Annotated in this window: 16 protein-coding genes; 15 read left to right on the forward strand and 1 reads right to left on the reverse strand. The window is 48.8% G+C overall.

Features of this window, described 5'->3' with window-relative positions:
• The first annotated feature begins 77 nt into the window (after positions 1-77).
• The 6 genes from AC0YNT_RS07285 (at position 78) to AC0YNT_RS07310 (ending at position 6,835) form a co-directional block, all read left to right on the forward strand.
• Positions 78-1,649, forward strand: a complete 1,572-nt coding sequence (locus tag AC0YNT_RS07285) for an ABC-F family ATP-binding cassette domain-containing protein (RefSeq protein WP_475803957.1) — start codon at positions 78-80, stop codon at positions 1,647-1,649.
• Positions 1,650-1,853: 204 nt separating this feature from the next.
• Positions 1,854-3,008, forward strand: a complete 1,155-nt coding sequence (locus AC0YNT_RS07290; RefSeq protein WP_475803958.1) for a serine hydrolase domain-containing protein — start codon at positions 1,854-1,856, stop codon at positions 3,006-3,008.
• A 28-nt stretch (positions 3,009-3,036) separates the two neighbouring features.
• Positions 3,037-4,224, forward strand: a complete 1,188-nt coding sequence (locus AC0YNT_RS07295; RefSeq protein WP_475803959.1) for a serine hydrolase domain-containing protein — start codon at positions 3,037-3,039, stop codon at positions 4,222-4,224.
• Positions 4,221-5,030 (forward strand): ABC transporter permease, encoded by an 810-nt coding sequence (locus tag AC0YNT_RS07300; protein ID WP_475803960.1) that lies wholly within the window; start codon positions 4,221-4,223, stop codon positions 5,028-5,030. Before AC0YNT_RS07295 ends, AC0YNT_RS07300 begins: the two co-directional genes overlap by 4 nt.
• On the forward strand, positions 5,027-5,803 hold the full coding sequence (locus AC0YNT_RS07305) for an ABC transporter permease (protein WP_475803961.1): 777 nt from the start codon (positions 5,027-5,029) through the stop codon (positions 5,801-5,803). The genes AC0YNT_RS07300 and AC0YNT_RS07305 overlap by 4 nt, the downstream gene beginning before the upstream one ends.
• A gap of 30 nt (positions 5,804-5,833) precedes the next feature.
• Positions 5,834-6,835, forward strand: coding sequence for an ABC transporter ATP-binding protein (locus AC0YNT_RS07310; RefSeq protein WP_475803962.1), 1,002 nt, complete (start codon positions 5,834-5,836; stop codon positions 6,833-6,835).
• 36 nt (positions 6,836-6,871) lie between these two features.
• Here AC0YNT_RS07310 and AC0YNT_RS07315 read toward each other — a convergent pair whose 3' ends face one another.
• A complete protein-coding gene (locus AC0YNT_RS07315; protein ID WP_279590320.1) occupies positions 6,872-7,006 on the reverse strand; it encodes a hypothetical protein in 135 nt (44 codons plus the stop codon).
• 144 nt (positions 7,007-7,150) lie between these two features.
• Between AC0YNT_RS07315 and AC0YNT_RS07320 the strand changes: the two genes are divergently transcribed.
• The 9 genes from AC0YNT_RS07320 to AC0YNT_RS07360 all read left to right on the forward strand — a co-directional run bounded on the left by AC0YNT_RS07320 (position 7,151) and on the right by AC0YNT_RS07360 (position 17,687).
• On the forward strand, positions 7,151-7,918 hold the full coding sequence (locus tag AC0YNT_RS07320; RefSeq protein WP_475803963.1) for a MerR family transcriptional regulator: 768 nt from the start codon (positions 7,151-7,153) through the stop codon (positions 7,916-7,918).
• 220 nt (positions 7,919-8,138) lie between these two features.
• A complete protein-coding gene (locus AC0YNT_RS07325) occupies positions 8,139-9,254 on the forward strand; it encodes an acyl-CoA dehydrogenase family protein (protein ID WP_475803964.1) in 1,116 nt (371 codons plus the stop codon).
• A 14-nt stretch (positions 9,255-9,268) separates the two neighbouring features.
• Entirely contained in the window at positions 9,269-10,447 is a 1,179-nt protein-coding gene (locus AC0YNT_RS07330; RefSeq protein ID WP_475803965.1) for an acetyl-CoA C-acetyltransferase, read from the forward strand.
• A 21-nt stretch (positions 10,448-10,468) separates the two neighbouring features.
• Entirely contained in the window at positions 10,469-11,332 is an 864-nt protein-coding gene (locus AC0YNT_RS07335) for a 3-hydroxybutyryl-CoA dehydrogenase (RefSeq protein WP_475803966.1), read from the forward strand.
• A gap of 27 nt (positions 11,333-11,359) precedes the next feature.
• Positions 11,360-12,496: an acyl-CoA dehydrogenase family protein gene (locus AC0YNT_RS07340; protein WP_475803967.1), complete on the forward strand. Its 1,137-nt coding sequence runs from the start codon at positions 11,360-11,362 to the stop codon at positions 12,494-12,496.
• A 14-nt stretch (positions 12,497-12,510) separates the two neighbouring features.
• Positions 12,511-13,410 carry a methylisocitrate lyase gene (gene prpB / locus AC0YNT_RS07345; RefSeq protein WP_475803968.1) on the forward strand — a complete coding sequence of 300 codons (900 nt, stop codon included), beginning with the start codon at positions 12,511-12,513 and terminating at the stop codon, positions 13,408-13,410.
• The gene (locus AC0YNT_RS07350; protein ID WP_475803969.1) at positions 13,411-14,532 is read left to right on the forward strand and encodes a citrate synthase/methylcitrate synthase; all 1,122 of its coding nucleotides are present in this window, start codon (positions 13,411-13,413) and stop codon (positions 14,530-14,532) included.
• Between the two features lie 36 nt (positions 14,533-14,568).
• Positions 14,569-16,011, forward strand: a complete 1,443-nt coding sequence (locus AC0YNT_RS07355; RefSeq protein WP_475803970.1) for a bifunctional 2-methylcitrate dehydratase/aconitate hydratase — start codon at positions 14,569-14,571, stop codon at positions 16,009-16,011.
• 119 nt (positions 16,012-16,130) lie between these two features.
• On the forward strand, positions 16,131-17,687 hold the full coding sequence (locus tag AC0YNT_RS07360) for an ABC-F family ATP-binding cassette domain-containing protein (protein ID WP_475803971.1): 1,557 nt from the start codon (positions 16,131-16,133) through the stop codon (positions 17,685-17,687).
• Positions 17,688-17,731 lie beyond the last annotated feature (44 nt).

Consider the following 17,731-nt stretch of genomic DNA (forward strand, 5'->3'; position numbering starts at 1 on the left):
TACATATACTTGTCCATTATACTCGGAATCGCTCCTGATAGTGTTATAATCGTTAGACGAACGGAAGGATGATAGCGATGAGCGTAATTAGGCTGGAAAATGTAACGAAGAAATATGAAGATGCCATGATCTTCCGCGATATTTATTTTCGCTTAAGTCAAGGGGAACGAGTTGGCCTGATCGGACGGAATGGAGCCGGTAAGTCGACGGTATTCAGACTTATTATGGGGAAAGAAGAGCCGACATCGGGGAAGGTAGAGATCGATCCTCAGGTGAGGATTGGATACTTCTCGCAGTTCTCGGAGCTCAGCGGCAGCTTATCCGTCCAGCAGGAGCTGGAGATGTGCTTTGAGCAAGTAGCCCTTATCGAGCGTGAGCTTCAAGAGGTGGCAGAGAAGCTGGGGACGGTCACGGATGACAGCGAGATGGACAAGCTGCTGACGAGGCAGGCGGAGCTGTTTGAGCAAATGGATCATTTGGACGGCTGGAATGTGTCTGTGGAAATTAACACCGTTCTTACGAAGCTGGGCTTTAATGATAATTCGCGTAATCAGCCGGTAGATGAGTTGTCTGGAGGCTGGAGAAACCGCGCGGCGCTGGCCAAAATGCTTATTCAATTGCCGGATGTTGTTCTGCTCGACGAGCCTACGAACTATTTGGATATGGAAGGTATTACGTGGCTGGAGCAATGGCTGTACCGGTTCAAAGGCGCGATGATTCTGGTATCCCATGATCGGGAGTTTATCGACAAAGTGGTTACGAAAACAATCGAGATTGAGAATTATCATTTCCAGGAGTACGACGGCAATTATACCGATTATGTTCGCAAGAAGAAAATGCGCAAGAAGGAGCTGGACCGCCAGTTCGAGTGGGAAGAGGAGCTTCTCCTTATGGAGTCTGAAGCCATCGACAGCCGCAGCAGCAAATCAAAATCAAAAGACCGGCTTTCTCGTCAACTGGCCGACAACAAGAAGCGGATCGAGCCGCATCCTGTTAATGTGCTCATCACCGATATTTACGAGAAGCTGCGTTTTCCAGATAAATTATGTGAAGTGAAGCAAATTAGTCAGACCTATGATGGCAGACAGATTTTCCAACATGTCAGCTTCGATATTCAGAAGGAAGACCGTCTCGTCATCGTTGGTCCTAACGGCAGCGGGAAATCGACAATGATTAAAGTACTGACAGGACAGGAAAAGCCGGAGTCGGGTGAAGTTGTCTGGGAGAGAGGCGTCAGCTACGCTTATTTCAATCGGATGTGGGAAGAGCTTGATCCGAAGGATACGGTCAGCCACGCGGTGAACACGTATGGACTAGGACTTGATGCACCACGGAAAAAGGTAAATAAATTCCTGTCCATGCTTCAATTCTCGGAGATGGATTTAAGCAAATTTATTGGCAATCTGTCTGGTGGACAGAAGGCTCGTGTGGCACTGGCCAAATGTCTTCTCTCTGGTGCTGCTGTCATTATTTTAGATGAGCCAACCAATCATCTGGATTTAACGAGTATTCAGGTGATGGAACAGGCGTTAATTCATTTCCCGGGTGCAGTAATTACGGTCAGTCATGATCGATTCTTTATCGATAAGATCGGGACGAAGATGCTCACCTTCAATCCAGAAGCTGGAGTAATCGAACAGAGTTTATAAGGAAAAGGAATGCAGATCAAGGCACTTGTGTGCGTTGGTCTGCATTTTTTTATGACTAGAGAGAAGTGCAAAGGTTTAAACAGAATGCAAAATATAATTTTGTTTTACACGAAAAAGGCATAGACATACGAACATTCGTACCCTTAAAATAAGAAAGTGTTACATTTTTCCATGTATCTCTAATAAAGGGAGATGACGAATCATATGCAGGATACGATTCACATTCATGAAGGCTGGACGAATGCCAGCCCAGAGGAATCCGGCTTCGACAGACAGAACCTTCGCCGGTTAGATGACCATTATGCCGCAATTATCTCTAACGGTACGATTCAAGCAGCAAGCTATATTATCGCGAGAAAAGGAAAAGTATTCGCTCAGCGATCGCTAGGCAAGCTTCGGAATGAAGCGGATAGTATGGAATTGCTGCCGGACTCTATCCGGAAAGTATATTCCATCACAAAAGTGTTTACGGCCGTGGCGATTCATCAACTGATTGACCGGGGACAGCTTTCATTAATGGATTCCGTAAGCCGTTTTATACCAGAATTTAATAATGATAAACATCGTGCAATTACAATCTTCCAATTACTAACCCATACTTCAGGTTTACAAGGGGATCCCGGCTTTTATCAAGAGCCTTATGGACTTCCGTGGTACGAATGGATGACTCGTGAAGCTAAGAAGGCATATCCGGATGTGAATTGGCTGCAGGTCTTATTGTCTGGCCCATTGCAGCGCATGCCGGGTAAAGAGTGGATTTACTCCTCAAGCGGCTATGTTTTGCTGGGTGAAGTGATCGCGAGAATATCCGGCAAATCGTATGAACAGTACATACATGATGAGATTTTGACGCCGCTTGGCATGACGAGCACGTTCTTTAAAGTGCCGGAAGAGCGAATGGACGAAGTATGCTGTACGAATGTCTGGGAGAAAGAGCAGATCTATAAGCCTCGAGAGCGGACGGTGGATATGCCAAATGTGGCTGGCAACGGTTTGTATTCCTCGCTCGAGGATTTATGGAAGTTTGGTCAGATGATGCTGGACGGCGGTATCGGCAATGGCAGCCGTGTCCTGTCAAAGCGTTCTATTGAGCTCCAAACGAGGAACCATCTCAACAGTATTGCTAATAAAGGCTGGGGAAGCCACCAGAAGGATTTCAAATATGGTCTTGGCTGGTCGGTTGATCATTATGATCTGTCAAGTCCGGGAACGTTCTCGCATGAAGGCTTTGGCCACTGCGGGCTTTATATCGATCCGGTAGAAGATTTGGTTTTTGCTTTCTTCGTTCCAAGTCAAAAAGGATATACGAATGAATCGGTTATCACGCCGCGTGGGATCGTGTGGTCGGGATTGGAATAAATCATATCCATGTAATGGAGGGAAGCCCATGACAACATCGGGTGTATACACGGAATTACAGCCGCAGGAGACCGGATTTGATCCGGATGCGCGGCATCGGCTGGAGCGGCATTTCGAGAAATTGATTGAACAGAAACAAATCCAATGTGCTTCTTATTTAATATCCAGCAACGGGGCAGTCTTTGCCAAAGGCGCATTTGGCCAGTTGCATTACGATAATCCTGATTCTCTGTATAGAGAGGACACTATTCGGAAAATAGCATCGGTAACAAAGCTGTTTACAGCAACTGCGATCTTCCAATTAATTGAGCAAGGCAAGCTGTTTCTTCGCCAGTCCGCAGCGGAATGGATCGAGGAATTCAAGAATCCTACCTATGAGAAGATTCAAATCTGGCATTTGCTGACGCATACCTCTGGTATTCAAGCAGATCCTGGCTACTATAATGAGCCTATTGCAAGAGGCTGGTGGGACTTTATGTTCGCCTTTGAACCGGAGACGGAAGGTCCTGATGCAGTAACCGATCCGGAAGAGCTGGAAAAGCAGCGCCGCAGCCAGTGGATTCGTGCTGTCTTATCCGGACAGCCGTTGTCTGCACCAGGTGAAGAATGGGTCTACTCTTCCGCAGGCTACGCTATTCTTGGTGAAATCGTCACCCGCGCGAGTGGAATTCCATTCGAGCAGTATGTTATGGAGAAAATCGTTCAGCCGCTTGGAATGAATCGGACCTTCTTTGACATTCCGAAGGAGCTTCACAATGAAGTCTGCTGGATTAATGAATATGACCAGAAGCGGGTTACGAAGGAGCAGGACCGCAAATATAGCCCGCCAAGAGCTGGCGGTGGTCTGAATTCAACGCTGGATGATTTGTTCCGATTTGGTCAAATGTTTCTCAACAAGGGTACCTTGGACGGCATCAAAATCTTATCCCGCAAGTCCGTTGAGAAGATGACCTCCAATGTTCTTGGCCGCGATTTTGAAGGCTTTTGCTGGGGCAGCAAGCTCAAAGATTTTACTTATGGACTAGGTGTGTCTCTTATTCGGCAGGATGAATGGCTTCCAGAAGGCTCCTATGGTCATGAAGGCGCTGGTCGCTGCAAGCTGCTCGTTGATCCGCTTCATCATTCCGTTGTTGTTTACTTTGTTCCTTCTAACCTGGATTGGTCTCCAGAGTCGATTAATGGCACGAATTCAATTATCGGCTCCGGCTGGCTGTGAGGCGGCTGACCGCCGTCATTCAAGCGATCGGGTTCGCTACCTACAAGGAGTGGGCGGCGTTTCGATCGCATATGGCGGCTTCGCTGCTTGTGGGTCCCGTGATGTTTCTCGTCCAGGTCTTTATTTGGAAAGCGATCTACGAGGGGCATGACACGTTAAATGGACTAACCTATCAACAGATGCTCACCTATTATGGTGTATCTAGTCTTATTCATTATATTTCGTTTGATTTTGCAGATTGGAATCTGCAGATGCTTGTGCGCAGCGGCAAATTCGTCACCTTTGCACTTCGGCCGCTGCCTCATTGGCTGTTTGCTCTTGCTCAGAAGATTGGTCATCGCTCATTAGCGCTATGGGTGGAAGTGCTGCCTGTACTCCTGCTATTCATCTTTGTCTTCGGCGTCAATCTAAAGCCGGCAGCACCGGGCTGGGCGATCCTCTCCATTGCGCTGAGCTTTTTAATGAATTTCATGGTCAATTACTGTGTTGGACTAACGGCCTTCTGGCTTATCCGTGCGGAAGGAATACGTCGGGTCTTTCTGCTATTGAAAGATATTTGCGCAGGAGTATTTATTCCGCTGTCCTTTTTCCCAGAAGTGCTGCAGAAGATCTTGTTCTTCCTGCCATTCCAGTTCATTACCTATCTTCCGACAAGAGTGTATGGGGGAGAATATGAGCTTGCAGGCATTCATTTATCTCTTGCCCAGGCCGTTGGGCTGCAAGTGGTCGCCGTCGCGCTTACTGCGCTTACGATGGCTCTGATGTATAACGCCGCCATGAGAAGATTCACGGGGGTGGGCGTATGAGAGAGACCTTGCTAGGTGCAGTCATGCGAACGAAGTTTGCGGAGCAAATGGCTTACCGCAGTCATTTTATCATAAGCGTCCTTATGCTTATCGTTGGCGATCTTGTAGTTCCATTGGTTACCTTACTCGTGTACAAGTCGGGAGCCTCTTTCCCGGGCTGGACGATGCATGAAGCGCTGCTCATACAAGCGGTGTTTGCGTTGTCCAAAGGCATTGCCTTTCCATTCTTCTTCGGCATGGTTGGTACAACGCTTGGTCATGTAAGGGAAGGTACTTTTGATCTGCTGCTGCTCCGGCCTCGTCCTGTTATGGTGATGGCGATGATTACTGGCTTTGATCCCGATGACTTCGGCCGGCTGTTTAGTGGAGCAGTCCTTTTCATTTACGCTCTTAGTGGAATGGCTATGCCTGGAGGAGATGCTTGGCTGCAGTTCTTCTTGTTATTCATCGCATCGGTAACGATGCTGTGCGCTGTATCGCTGTTCTTGTCTGGCATGTTGTTCCGGTGGGTGGGAAGCAGCCGTGTGTTTGATATCTTCGACGCCTTCACAAGCTTTGGTATGTACCCGGGGACAATCTTCTCGAAGTCGCTGCAAAATATATTGACTTACGTTCTGCCAATTGGCCTGATCGCCTTTGTTCCTGCAGGAGCGCTGCTTGGGCGAAGTGGTTGGAGTGGATTATGGGCCCTCCTGCCGGCTGCTGCTTTTCTGCTGCTTGGCATGCTTTATTGGAATCGAATGCTAAGAAGCTATACAAGTGCAGGCGGATAACTTAGGTGAGAAAGGAGGAGACAGCGCAGAATGATTGAAGTTCATAATTTGACGAAAACCTATATGACGCATGAACGTGGACATACGCTGCGAGAAGTCACTCGCAATTTGATTAGACGACCAATGAAGGAAATTATGGCTGTTAATGATTTGTCTTTTACCGTGCCACAAGGTGAGATGCTGGCTTTTCTTGGACCTAATGGCGCCGGGAAATCAACGACATTGAAGATGTTAACGGGCGTTCTGCACCCAACTGCAGGGGAAGTAAAGGCACTTGGGCTAGTCCCGTGGAAGCAGCGTCGGCAATATGTTGGCAGAATCGGTGCGGTGTTTGGCCAGAAATCGCAGCTCTTGTGGGACATTCCGCCGGTGGATGCTTTTTATATGAATAAAGCGATCTATGGCGTGCCGGACAGAGAGTATAAGGCAACGTTGGATGAACTGACGGAACTGCTGAACGTAGGTGAAATTATCCGCAAGCCGACTCGGCAGTTGTCACTTGGGGAGCGGATGAAATGTGAGTTCATTATGGCGATGCTTCACCGCCCTGAAATTGTTTTTCTTGATGAGCCAACGATTGGTCTGGATATGATTGCGAAGGAAAATATCCGCGGCTTTATTCGGAGTATGAATAGCCAGGGAGTAACCTTTATTCTGACGACTCATGACCTTGAGGATGTCGAGATGCTGGCGGAGCGTGTGATCGTTATTAACCATGGCGAGATTGTGGTGGATGATTCACTTGCTGTCTTGCGAAGCCGGTTAGGGGATAAGAAGTCGGTTCGTTTAACGACGGAGATAGCGGTACCGGATATCAGGCTGCAGGGGTTGAAAATAACAGAACGAATTGGGCTGCTGGAAATTCAGCTGGAGATCGATACAACGTTGCTTCCTCTCAAGAAGTTTATCAGGGAGTTTAATGAAGTATATGGGATCGTAGATATGGCGATCGAAGCTATACCAATTGAATCCATTATGAAGGAATTATATATGGACGATGCGGCGGTTGAAACAGCTGCGGCGAAGTCCTAGCTTGAAGTGGGCTGCCCTAGTGGGGCAGCCTTTGCTTTAGCAGTTGTTGTTCTTTTTCGGTTTCTTTGGTACGTTTCCTGAGTTATCGGCCAGCTTATCGCCAAATTGATCGAGGCGTGACGGGCTAGCTGCAGGTCCATCATTATCCGGCTTATTGTTGCGTCCAGTCATGGTTGCTCACCTCCAACCTTACTAGGTTGAGCGTACGGGAACCCTTTCATGCATTGTATAATGTTCCTAAGAAATCCTATAGAAATGGGTGTTGACCTTCACGTAACGTTAAGGTGTACAGTAAGGTTGTCGGGAGGTGAGCAGATGGAATATACCGTTCAGAAGCTAGGGCAGCTTGCAGGTGTAAGTACTAGAACGCTGCGGTATTACGATGAGCTAGGCTTATTGAAGCCAGCAAGAGTAAACTCGTCGGGGTATCGTATCTATGGCCAGGTGGAGGTGGATTTGCTGCAGCAAATTTTATTTTTCCGCGAGCTTGGATTAGGGCTTGATTCGATTAAGCAGATTCTGGATAATCCAGCCTTCGATAAAGCTAAGGCGTTGAAGGAACACCGCGAGCAGCTTCTCGACCGTAGACGACAGCTGGATGTTCTCATTCAGAATGTCGGCCAATCCATTGAACATGCGGAGGGGAAAATAACGATGACGGATAAGCAAAAGTTTGAAGGCTTTAAGCAGAAGCTGATTGACGAGAATGAGAAGAAGTATGGCAAGGAAATTCGAGAGAAATATGGCGATGATACGGTGAATGCGTCTAATGCCAAGCTGAGTGGTATGACGCAGGAACAGTACGAGGAAGTTACACAGCTGGCGAATGAGGTTCAATCGACACTAGCTGAAGCATTCCAAACAGGAGATCCTGCAAGCGATATCGCGCAAAAAGCTGCCGATCTGCATAAACGCTGGCTGATGTTTTATTGGAAAGAGTATTCGAAGGAAGCCCATGCCGGGCTTGCCCAAATGTACGTGGACGATGAACGCTTCACTGTATACTATGACGTTGATCAGCCGGGCACTGCAGCCTTTCTGCGCGATGCGATTCATATTTATACGGGAGTGAACCAACCGTAGCCTGACAAGCATGGTCAGATAAGTGAATAACTTGACATCTGTACACCGTAGCCTTGCAGGCATGGTCAGATAGTGAGTAGCATCACATCTGTGCACCGTAGCCCAATGGCTACGGTTTTTTATTGTCTGCGGCATGTTAGAGGAATGCTCCAACATATATTTGAAGTAAGCTCGGAATTCGTCGAACAGTTTGTCCTTTTGAAGAAAGGGGGAGGGGGAGATGCGGTTTCAGCTCGATGAGGAATATGATTTAACCCGAGCAGCAGTACGAGATTACGCAGATGGTGAGCTTTCGGGTGGTGCTCTAGAGCGTGATGAGCAGGAGCAATTTGATCGGAGCTTATTCGATAGTATGGCAGCTATGGGACTCACGGGAATCCCGATATCCGAGCAGTGGGGAGGGGCTGGAAGTGACCTGCTGGCTTATACGATCGTACTGGAGGAAATTTCACGGGTATGTGCTTCAGCCGCCTCCGTTCTTAGAGCGCATACGACAGCGACGTGGACAATCGGCCAATATGGCAGCATGTTAGAAGAAAAATTAATGTCGTTAACTACAGGCGCCAGACTAGGTACCTTTACTTTTACGGGGCAAGATTTGAGGCGCAAAAGAGTGATCCACGGTTCTTATATTCTGAACGGCAAGATTTCATCGGTTGATCAGGCAGGAGCTGCAGATGACTACCTTATCCTTGTGAAACAGGCAAACGGACGGGTATCACTAAGTGTTGTTCCGAAAGAAATCACTGGTCTTTCCGTAGGCACAAAGATGAATAAGCTTGGTCTTCGCAGTGTTCCCACAGCTGAGCTGTGTTTTCAGTCCTGTCATTCTCAATTCATTAATGCAGTTAACAAAGAGTCGGAAGCTCTGTCTATTAGAGCGAACGGAAGACTTATAGTTAATGCCGTTAATGACATGCAGAGTATAGGCTTGGCTGCGCAAGCGACGGGGATTGCTCAAGGGGCATTAGACAGATCTATCGCTTATGCAAAGGAACGAACACAATTCGGCAGGCCGATTGGACGTCAACAAGGTGTGGCTTTCAAGTTAGCGGATATGGCGGCTAATGTTGAGGCATCAAGATGGCTTGTCTATGATGCAGCGTGGTCCATGGATAGAGGGCTCCCGAGCAGTGGGAAAGCGATGATGGCCAAAAGGTTCGCTTTGAAGCAGGCTGTTGCCACAGCCATTGAAGCGGTTCAAATTTTTGGCGGCTATGGATATATGAAGGAGTATCATGTTGAACGTTATTTACGAGATGCGAAGTGTCTCGAAGCAAGCAGCGATGATGAGCTGGAATACGCTGCTATTCTTTCAAGCTTAGAGACGGAATAGGAGGAACTGACGGTATGTCGACTCGTCAGTCAGTCATTGTTGCAGGTGCTAGAACGGCTTTTAGTAAATATGGCGGCCAGTTTAAATCCGTGTCTGCCGCTCAGCTTGGTGCGACAGCGATTGAAGGAGCTTTACAAAGGTCTGGCATTGGCGCAGATCAAGTGGATGGCGTCATTATGGGAATGGTTCTGCAGGCAGGAGCCGGTCAAATCCCTTCACGTCAAGCAGCTAGGCTAGCTGGTTTAAGCTGGGAAGTGCCATCCGAGACCATTAATAAGGTATGTGCATCGGGCTTAAGAGCTATTACGATGGCTGATCAGATCATCCGGTCAGGTGATGCGAAGACCCTTGTAGCAGGTGGGATGGAAAATATGAGCCGTGTTCCTTATGGGGTTCCCTCAGCTAGATGGGGAGCAAGAATGGGGAATACCGTAATGCTTGATCTGATGAATAATGACGGCTTATTTTGTGCCTTTCATCAAGTCCCCATGGGGTCACTTGGCAACCGTGTGGCGGATGAATTCGGCATAGGGAGAGTTGAACAGGATGAATGGGCACTTCGGAGCCATGTTCGTGCAGTTGCAGCTATCCGTAACGGTCGTTTTGCTGAAGAGATTGTACCTATTACCGCAGAGGATGGCACGCCGCTCGCAGTCGACGAATGCCCTCGCCCGGATACAGATGCGGCTAAGCTCGCCAAATTAAAGCCTGCCTTTGATCGTAACGGAACAATTACAGCCGGCAATGCTCCAGGCGTAAATGACGGTGCGGCAGCTGTTACGGTTATGAACGCAGAGGAAGCTGCAAAGCAAGGGTTGAAGCCGCTTGCGACCATACTTGGCCACGCCTCAGCAGGTGCTGAAGCCGCTTATCTCGCTACGGTTCCGGCATTAGCGATTCGTAAGCTCCTGCAGCAAACCGGCGTAAAGCTCGAGCAGATCGATCTTTTTGAAGTGAATGAGGCCTTTGCTTCTGTCTTGCTTATTAGTGGTCAAATGCTTGGATGGGATCCAGAGAAGGTGAATGTGAATGGTGGTGCCATTGCGTTGGGCCATCCAATTGGAGCAAGCGGCGCCCGCATCGTTTTAACCCTCATTCATGAATTGAAGCGGCGGGGTGGAGGACTTGGCATCGCTGGCATATGCAGCGGTGGAGCACAAGGTGACGCGATCCTACTGAAAGTCGAGGGATGAATAAGACCGAGGTGAGGGGTTATGGATCTGTCGAAGCGTATTCAGCAGGTAACCGTACTGGGAGCCGGTCAGATGGGTAGTGGTATTGCTCAGACCTTTGCGCAGCATGGGTATAGTACGGCACTCTATGATATCACCGATTCAGCTGTGCAGCGAGGGATAGGAGCAATCGAAACCTCCCTACAACGGTTGATGAATAAAGGACGCCTGACAGAAGAACAGCGAGATGCTGCTCGGAGTAAGCTTACACCGATCAACACGCTTGACGCTTGCCGGGAATCTGATCTTGTCATTGAAGCAGTGCCGGAACAATTGGAGCTCAAACAAAAGTTATTCCACGAGCTGGACAACATTTGTCCGCCAAATACACTGCTGGCGACTAATACCTCCTCCTTATCGATCACAGCAATTGCAGCAGTGACGAAACGTCCAGAGCAGGTGATCGGTATGCATTTTATGAATCCAGTTCCGATTATGCCGCTTGTGGAAGTGATACGAGGTTTGGCAACGACCGAAGATACACTGCTGACGATCGTGGAATTGGCAGAGTCGCTTGGAAAGACAGCCGTAAAAGTTGAAGACTATCCGGGCTTCATCTCCAACCGGATTCTCATGCCGATGATAAACGAAGCAATCTATGCGGTCTATGAAGGGGTTGCATCACCAGAAGCAATCGATCAGATTATGAAGCTTGGCATGAATCATCCGATGGGGCCGCTTACCTTGGCGGATTTTATTGGCTTAGATACCTGCCTTTCGATTATGGAAACCTTGCATGACGGATTTGGCGATTCAAAGTACCGGCCATGTCCATTGTTGAGAAATTATGTATCAGCCGGGTGGTTAGGGAAGAAAACCGGGAGAGGGTTTTACAACTACGAATAAAGTCGCACCTGAAAGGAGCGATGAACCGTGGAACTCCGGTTTACACAAGAGCAGACAGAATTACAGAAGGAGATCCGACAATTTGCGACTACAGAGATTGCTTCAATGGTTCCCGTAATGGAGGCAGAGGAACGATTCCCTATTGCGATCATTCAACAAATGGCGGAGAAACATTGGCTAGGTATTCCGATTCCAAAGCAGTGGGGCGGAGCAGGCGCTGACTTTATATCCTACATGATTGCGATTAATGAAGTATCCAAGATTAGTGCGGCGGTTGGCGTTATTTTATCGGTGCATACATCAGTCTGTACGTTTCCTATTCTGTATTATGGCTCGGAGGAACAACGGCAGCTTTTCGTTCAAAAGCTTGCGACTGGCGAATGTATCGGTGCGTTTGCTCTAACCGAGCCGCAAGCCGGGTCAGATGCTGCTGCGATTCGCACGTCCGCTGAACGAAAAGGCGATCATTATGAGCTGAACGGATCAAAGCTGTTTATTACAAATGCGGGTGCGGCAGGGGTTTACCTCGTATTTGCAGTGACAGACAGCACCAAGGGAGCAGGCGGGATTTCTGCTTTTATAGTGCCAGGGGACACGGAAGGCTTACAGATCGGAAAGCCAGAGCGGAAAATGGGTCTGCATGGCTCAAATACTTGCGAGCTTCATTTTGAACAGCTGCGGATTCCAATTGCCTATCGGCTGGGGCGTGAAGGGGAAGGCTTCGCAATTGCCAAAGGATCATTGGATGGCGGCCGGATTGGAATCGCTGCTCAAGCACTTGGGATCGCGCAAGCGGCAGTTCAGCTCCTCCAGGAGCAGTTACTGCCTGTTATCCGGCAGCGCTCAGGTAAACAAATATCCAGCCGTTATGCAGAGCTTGCCGAGCTTATGGCAAGAACGGAGGCCGCAAGACTGCTCGTTTATCGAACGGCTTCTATGCGTCAGGAAGGCAGGCCATGTACGAAGGAGGCCTCTATGGCCAAAATGTTCGCATCGGATACTGCAGTTGCCGCATCTGGGGCTGCTGTACGTTTGTTAGGTGCGGAAGGAATATCCAAGCTGCATCCTGCGGAGCGTTTGTTCCGGGATGCCAAGGTTACACAAATCTATGAAGGTACCAATGAAATCCATCGCATTGTCATTAGCAGCAGGCTGATGAGATAAAGAGGGTGATTGTTATGGCGAGTAGTCCCGGACTCAAACTTCGGGAAGCAGTAGCGGCCGAGCAGCCGCTGCAGGTTGCAGGAGCGATTAATGCTTATGCGGCAATGATGGCGGAGCAGGTCGGCTTTCGTGCGCTGTATTTATCTGGCGCGGGAGTAGCGAACGCTTCATTTGGCCTGCCTGATCTTGGCATCACCACCTTACAGGATGTACTTGAAGACATCCGCCGTATTACAAGTGTTACAGAGCTGCCATTGCTTGTAGATATTGATACGGGCTTCGGCGGAGCTTTCCAGATCTCTCGTACGATTAAAGAAATGCAAAGAGCAGGTGTGGCGGCCGTCCATATCGAGGATCAGGTGTCAGAGAAGCGATGTGGACATAGGCCCAATAAAGCAATGGTGAGTACCAGCGAGATGGTTGATCGGATTAAAGCTGCAGTTGATGCGAAGACAGACAGCGGCTTTGTTATTATGGCTCGTACGGATGCGCTAGCCGCAGAGGGAATGGAGGCAGCAGTAGAGCGCGTGCGAAAGTATGTGGAAGCTGGAGCTGATATGATTTTTCCTGAGGCTGTCGGCAGTTTGGTGCAATATAAGCAGTTTGCTGAAGCCGCACAGGTTCCTATTCTCGCGAACATCACGGAGTTTGGTCAAACGCCGCTTTTTACAATTGAACAATTACGTGAAGCTGGTGTGGGGCTTGCGCTTTATCCATTATCAGCGTTTCGGGCGATGAATGCGGCGGCGCTGCGAGTCTACCGTACTATCCGTGAGGAAGGAACCCAGCAGCAGGTTGTGAATCTGATGCAGACTCGGGCAGAGCTGTATGATTTTCTCCGTTATTATGACTATGAGAACAAGCTTGATGAGCTGTTTGGATCGGTGAAGAAGGAGGAGAAGGGGGAGGGGTAAATGTCGGCAGCAAAGCAAGGAGGACTTGCGGAAGTGATCGCCGGACAGACTGGTATCTCAACCGTCGGCAAGGAAGGGAAAGGATTATCCTACCGCGGTTACTCCATATACGATTTAGCGCAAAATGCCACCTTTGAGGAAACCGCCTATTTGCTCTTATACGGAAGATTACCTTCTGCAGAAGAGCTGAATGCTTATACGAAGGAGTTGGCCTCCCATCGGCTTCTCCCTCCAGCTATATATGCCATACTCGAGTTATTGCCGGGTCATACACATCCGATGGATGTTCTAAGGACGGCTTATTCCGCACTGGCATCCTTTGAACCAGAAGAGGAGGGACGCTCTGCCCTCGACATCACTAACCGATTGATTGGCGGCACCTCATCGATCCTGTTGTATTGGTACCACTATCAGCTAAGTGGCAAACGAATAGATACTGAGCTTGGCAACGGTGGTATTGCTGCCCATTTCCTTCAGCTGCTGCATAATCGGGAGCCTGAAGAGGAGCAGCATGTGAAGGCGCTGGATGTCTCGCTCATTTTGTATGCGGAGCATGAATTTAATGCTTCTACTTTTGCTGCGCGGGTAACAGCCTCGACGTTGTCCGATTATTATTCAGCCATTACAACCGGCGTTGGCACGCTGAGGGGCCCCCTGCATGGCGGTGCCAATGAAGCGGCAATGGAGTTGATTGAGCGTTATTCAGATCCGGATGATGCTGAGCAAGGATTATTAGAGGCTCTACAGAAGAAACAGCTCATCATGGGCTTCGGCCACCGTGTATACAGCATCTCTGATCCGCGGTCTGATGTGATTAAGACCTGGTCGCTCACGTTGTCGGAGCAAGCAGGAGACCGGAAGCTGTACGATATTTCAGAACGAATAGAACAGGTGATGCGCCGAGAAAAGAAGCTGTTTCCGAATCTCGATTTCTACAGTGCATCGGCTTACCATCATCTAGGAATTCCTACTTCGTTATTTACTCCCGTTTTTGTCCTGTCCCGAATTACAGGATGGTCTGCTCATATTTTGGAGCAGCGGGCAGGCAATCGGATTATCCGGCCAAGTGCCGATTATATTGGTCCTGATCCACAAGAGTGGCTGCCGATCGGGCAACGTTAGAAAGGCAATAACCCGTGAAGGGGGAATGAAGCAAGTATGTCTGGAGCGATCGACAATAATCGTCCTGATCCCGATCCATTATTGGTCGAGATCGCAGAGTATGTATTGGATAAAGAAATCACAAGCACCGAAGCTTATAACACCGCGAGATTATGCCTAATGGATACATTAGGCTGCGGACTGCTGGCACTTCGTTATCCGGAATGCACCAAGCTGCTTAGCCCTCTAATACCCGGCACCGTAGTGCCAAATGGTTCGAGAGTGCCGGGTACATCCATTCAGACGGATCCAGTAACGGCTGCTTTCCAGATCGGCAGTCTGATCCGCTGGCTTGATTATAATGATACCTGGCTTGCTGCGGAGTGGGGACATCCGTCTGATAACCTCGGAGGGATCCTCGCTGCTGCTGATTACGTAAGCCGTAAGAACATATCGGAAGGTGCTCCTCCGTTAACGATGCGAGATGTACTAACGGCCATGATCAAGGCCCATGAAATTCAGGGTATTTTGGCGCTTGAAAACAGCTTTAATCGGGTGGGGCTAGATCATGTTCTGCTCGTTAAGATTGCTTCAACAGCCGTAGTTACGCATCTTCTTGGCGGCAGTAAAGAAGAGATCATCAATGCCGTATCTCATGCTTGGCTGGACGGTCATGCTTTACGTACTTATCGCCATGCTCCCAATACAGGAACAAGAAAATCATGGGCGGCGGGCGATGCGACCAGCCGTGCGGTGTGGCTTGCCTTTATGGCTTTGCGGGGAGAGATGGGTTATCCTTCTGTATTGTCGGCTCCAACATGGGGCTTCCAGGATGTCTTATTTAAGGGGAAACCACTGCTCAAGTCACGCTCGTTCGAATCCTATGTGATGGAAAATATTTTGTTCAAAATATCCTATCCAGCTGAATTTCATGGACAGACGGCCGTTGAAGCAGCGATCCATCTGCATCCGCTTGTGAAGGACCGCTTGAGTGAGATTGCCTGGATCGACCTGACTACACATGAATCTGCTCTGCGTATTATCGATAAGCGCGGGCCACTTCATAATCCGGCTGACCGTGATCACTGTCTGCAATATATGGTTGCTGTCGGCCTATTGCATGGCAGACTGACAGCAGATCATTATGAGGACTCGGCTGCCAAGGACCCTCGGATTGATGATCTGCGCGGTAAAATGCACACGAAAGAGGAGCCAAGGTATACGGCGGAATACCTTGCAGCAGATAAACGATCCATTGCTAATGCGATTCAAGTTTTTTTCACCGATGGCTCATCGACAGACCAAATCGCAGTAGAATACCCGATCGGCCACCGAAGGCGAAGAGAAGAAGGGATTCCGCTCTTGGTGGAGAAATTTGATGCCAATTTGAGGACGCGGTTTCCAGCGAAACAGGTGGATCAGATCGCAAGTCTTTGCCAAGATCAGCAGGGGTTAGAGGGTATTGCAGTGCAGCAATTTGTCGATCTTTTCGTCATATAACGAGGCGACCTTCAAAAGGTCGTCTTTTTTCGTCTTTTCTTGACATCCTTCATTGAGTTATGGGCACCATACCGCTTATAATATAACGAGAAAAAAGTTTAAAAAGAAAAGGTGCATTCATGAGTATATTAAACGTAGAACGATTAAGCCATGGCTTTGGCGACCGCGCGATTTTTAACGATGTATCATTCCGACTGCTCAAAGGGGAGCATATCGGCCTGATCGGCGCGAACGGCGAAGGCAAATCAACCTTCATGAACATTATTACAGGCAAGCTCCAGCCAGATGACGGCAAGGTGGAGTGGTCCAAACGGATGCGCGTTGGATACCTCGACCAGCATGCGGTACTCAGCAAAGGGCTGACAATGCGCGATGTTCTTAAGGGCGCTTTCCAATATTTGTTTGACATGGAACAAGAGATGAACGATATGTATGGCCGTATGGGCGACGTATCGCCTGAAGAGCTGGAGAAGCTGCTTGAGGATGTTGGTACGATTCAAGATACGCTGACGAACCAGGATTTCTATTTGATCGATGCGAAAATCGACGAAACGGCACGAGGCCTTGGTCTGACTGATGTTGGTCTGGACAAGGATGTTCATGATCTGAGCGGTGGTCAGCGTACGAAGGTATTGCTTGCGAAGCTTCTTCTCGAGAAGCCAGACATTCTGCTCCTTGACGAGCCTACCAACTACCTCGATGAGCAGCATATTGAATGGCTGAAGCGATATCTTCAGGAGTACGAGAATGCCTTCATTCTAATCTCCCATGATATTCCGTTCCTGAACAGTGTTATCAACTTGATCTACCATATGGAAAATCAAGAGCTGACTCGTTATGTAGGCGACTACGATCATTTCCTTGAAGTTCACGAAATGAAGAAGCAGCAGCTGGAATCCGCGTTCAAACGCCAGCAGCAGGAAATTTCCGAGCTGAAGGATTTCGTACAACGTAACAAAGCAAGTGTCGCGACACGTAACATGGCGATGTCGAGACAGAAGAAGCTTGATAAGATGGAAGTTATTGAGCTGGCCAAGGAGAAGCCGAAGCCGCAGTTCAACTTCATGGATGCAAGAGCATCCAGCAAGCTGATCTTTGAGACGAAGGATCTTGTCATCGGTTATGATTCGCCACTGTCGAGACCGCTTGATCTGCGCATGGAGCGCGGTCAGAAGATTGCTCTTGTTGGTGCTAACGGTATCGGTAAAACAACGCTTCTTCGCAGCATCCTTGGTGAGATTCCGGCAATTGAAGGCTCCGTCCAACGGGGCGATATTCTAAGCATCGGGTATTTCCAACAAGAGATAAAAGAGTCGAATAACAATACATGTATCGACGAGATCTGGAACGAATTCCCGTCTTATTCCCAATTCGAAGTCCGTGCTGCACTTGCGAAATGCGGTCTGACAACGAAGCATATCGAGAGCAAAATCACGGTACTGAGCGGCGGCGAGAAGGCGAAAGTACGCCTCTGCAAACTGATCAACCGTGAGACAAACCTTCTTGTACTTGACGAGCCTACAAATCATTTGGACGTTGATGCGAAGGAAGAGCTGGCGCGTGCGCTGAAAGCTTACAAAGGAAGCATACTGCTGATTTCCCACGAACCGGAGTTCTATAACCAAGTGGTTACTGACACATGGAACTGCGAAACGTGGACGACGAAAGTATTTTAAGCCATTTGCGCATAATAGCTATAACTGATCCTGCCTGACAGCTG

This window comes from Paenibacillus sp. J22R56 (assembly GCF_056269375.1).

Coding starts and splice junctions, on each gene's coding strand:
- AC0YNT_RS07295 (WP_475803959.1), top strand. CDS start 3,037: ATGACAACATCGGGTGTATACACGGAATTACAGCCGCAGGAGACCGGA.
- prpB (WP_475803968.1), top strand. CDS start 12,511: ATGGCGAGTAGTCCCGGACTCAAACTTCGGGAAGCAGTAGCGGCCGAG.
- AC0YNT_RS07355 (WP_475803970.1), top strand. CDS start 14,569: ATGTCTGGAGCGATCGACAATAATCGTCCTGATCCCGATCCATTATTG.
- AC0YNT_RS07325 (WP_475803964.1), top strand. CDS start 8,139: ATGCGGTTTCAGCTCGATGAGGAATATGATTTAACCCGAGCAGCAGTA.
- AC0YNT_RS07335 (WP_475803966.1), top strand. CDS start 10,469: ATGGATCTGTCGAAGCGTATTCAGCAGGTAACCGTACTGGGAGCCGGT.
- AC0YNT_RS07360 (WP_475803971.1), top strand. CDS start 16,131: ATGAGTATATTAAACGTAGAACGATTAAGCCATGGCTTTGGCGACCGC.
- AC0YNT_RS07290 (WP_475803958.1), top strand. CDS start 1,854: ATGCAGGATACGATTCACATTCATGAAGGCTGGACGAATGCCAGCCCA.
- AC0YNT_RS07305 (WP_475803961.1), top strand. CDS start 5,027: ATGAGAGAGACCTTGCTAGGTGCAGTCATGCGAACGAAGTTTGCGGAG.
- AC0YNT_RS07310 (WP_475803962.1), top strand. CDS start 5,834: ATGATTGAAGTTCATAATTTGACGAAAACCTATATGACGCATGAACGT.
- AC0YNT_RS07330 (WP_475803965.1), top strand. CDS start 9,269: ATGTCGACTCGTCAGTCAGTCATTGTTGCAGGTGCTAGAACGGCTTTT.
- AC0YNT_RS07285 (WP_475803957.1), top strand. CDS start 78: ATGAGCGTAATTAGGCTGGAAAATGTAACGAAGAAATATGAAGATGCC.
- AC0YNT_RS07320 (WP_475803963.1), top strand. CDS start 7,151: ATGGAATATACCGTTCAGAAGCTAGGGCAGCTTGCAGGTGTAAGTACT.
- AC0YNT_RS07350 (WP_475803969.1), top strand. CDS start 13,411: ATGTCGGCAGCAAAGCAAGGAGGACTTGCGGAAGTGATCGCCGGACAG.
- AC0YNT_RS07315 (WP_279590320.1), bottom strand. CDS start 7,006: ATGACTGGACGCAACAATAAGCCGGATAATGATGGACCTGCAGCTAGC.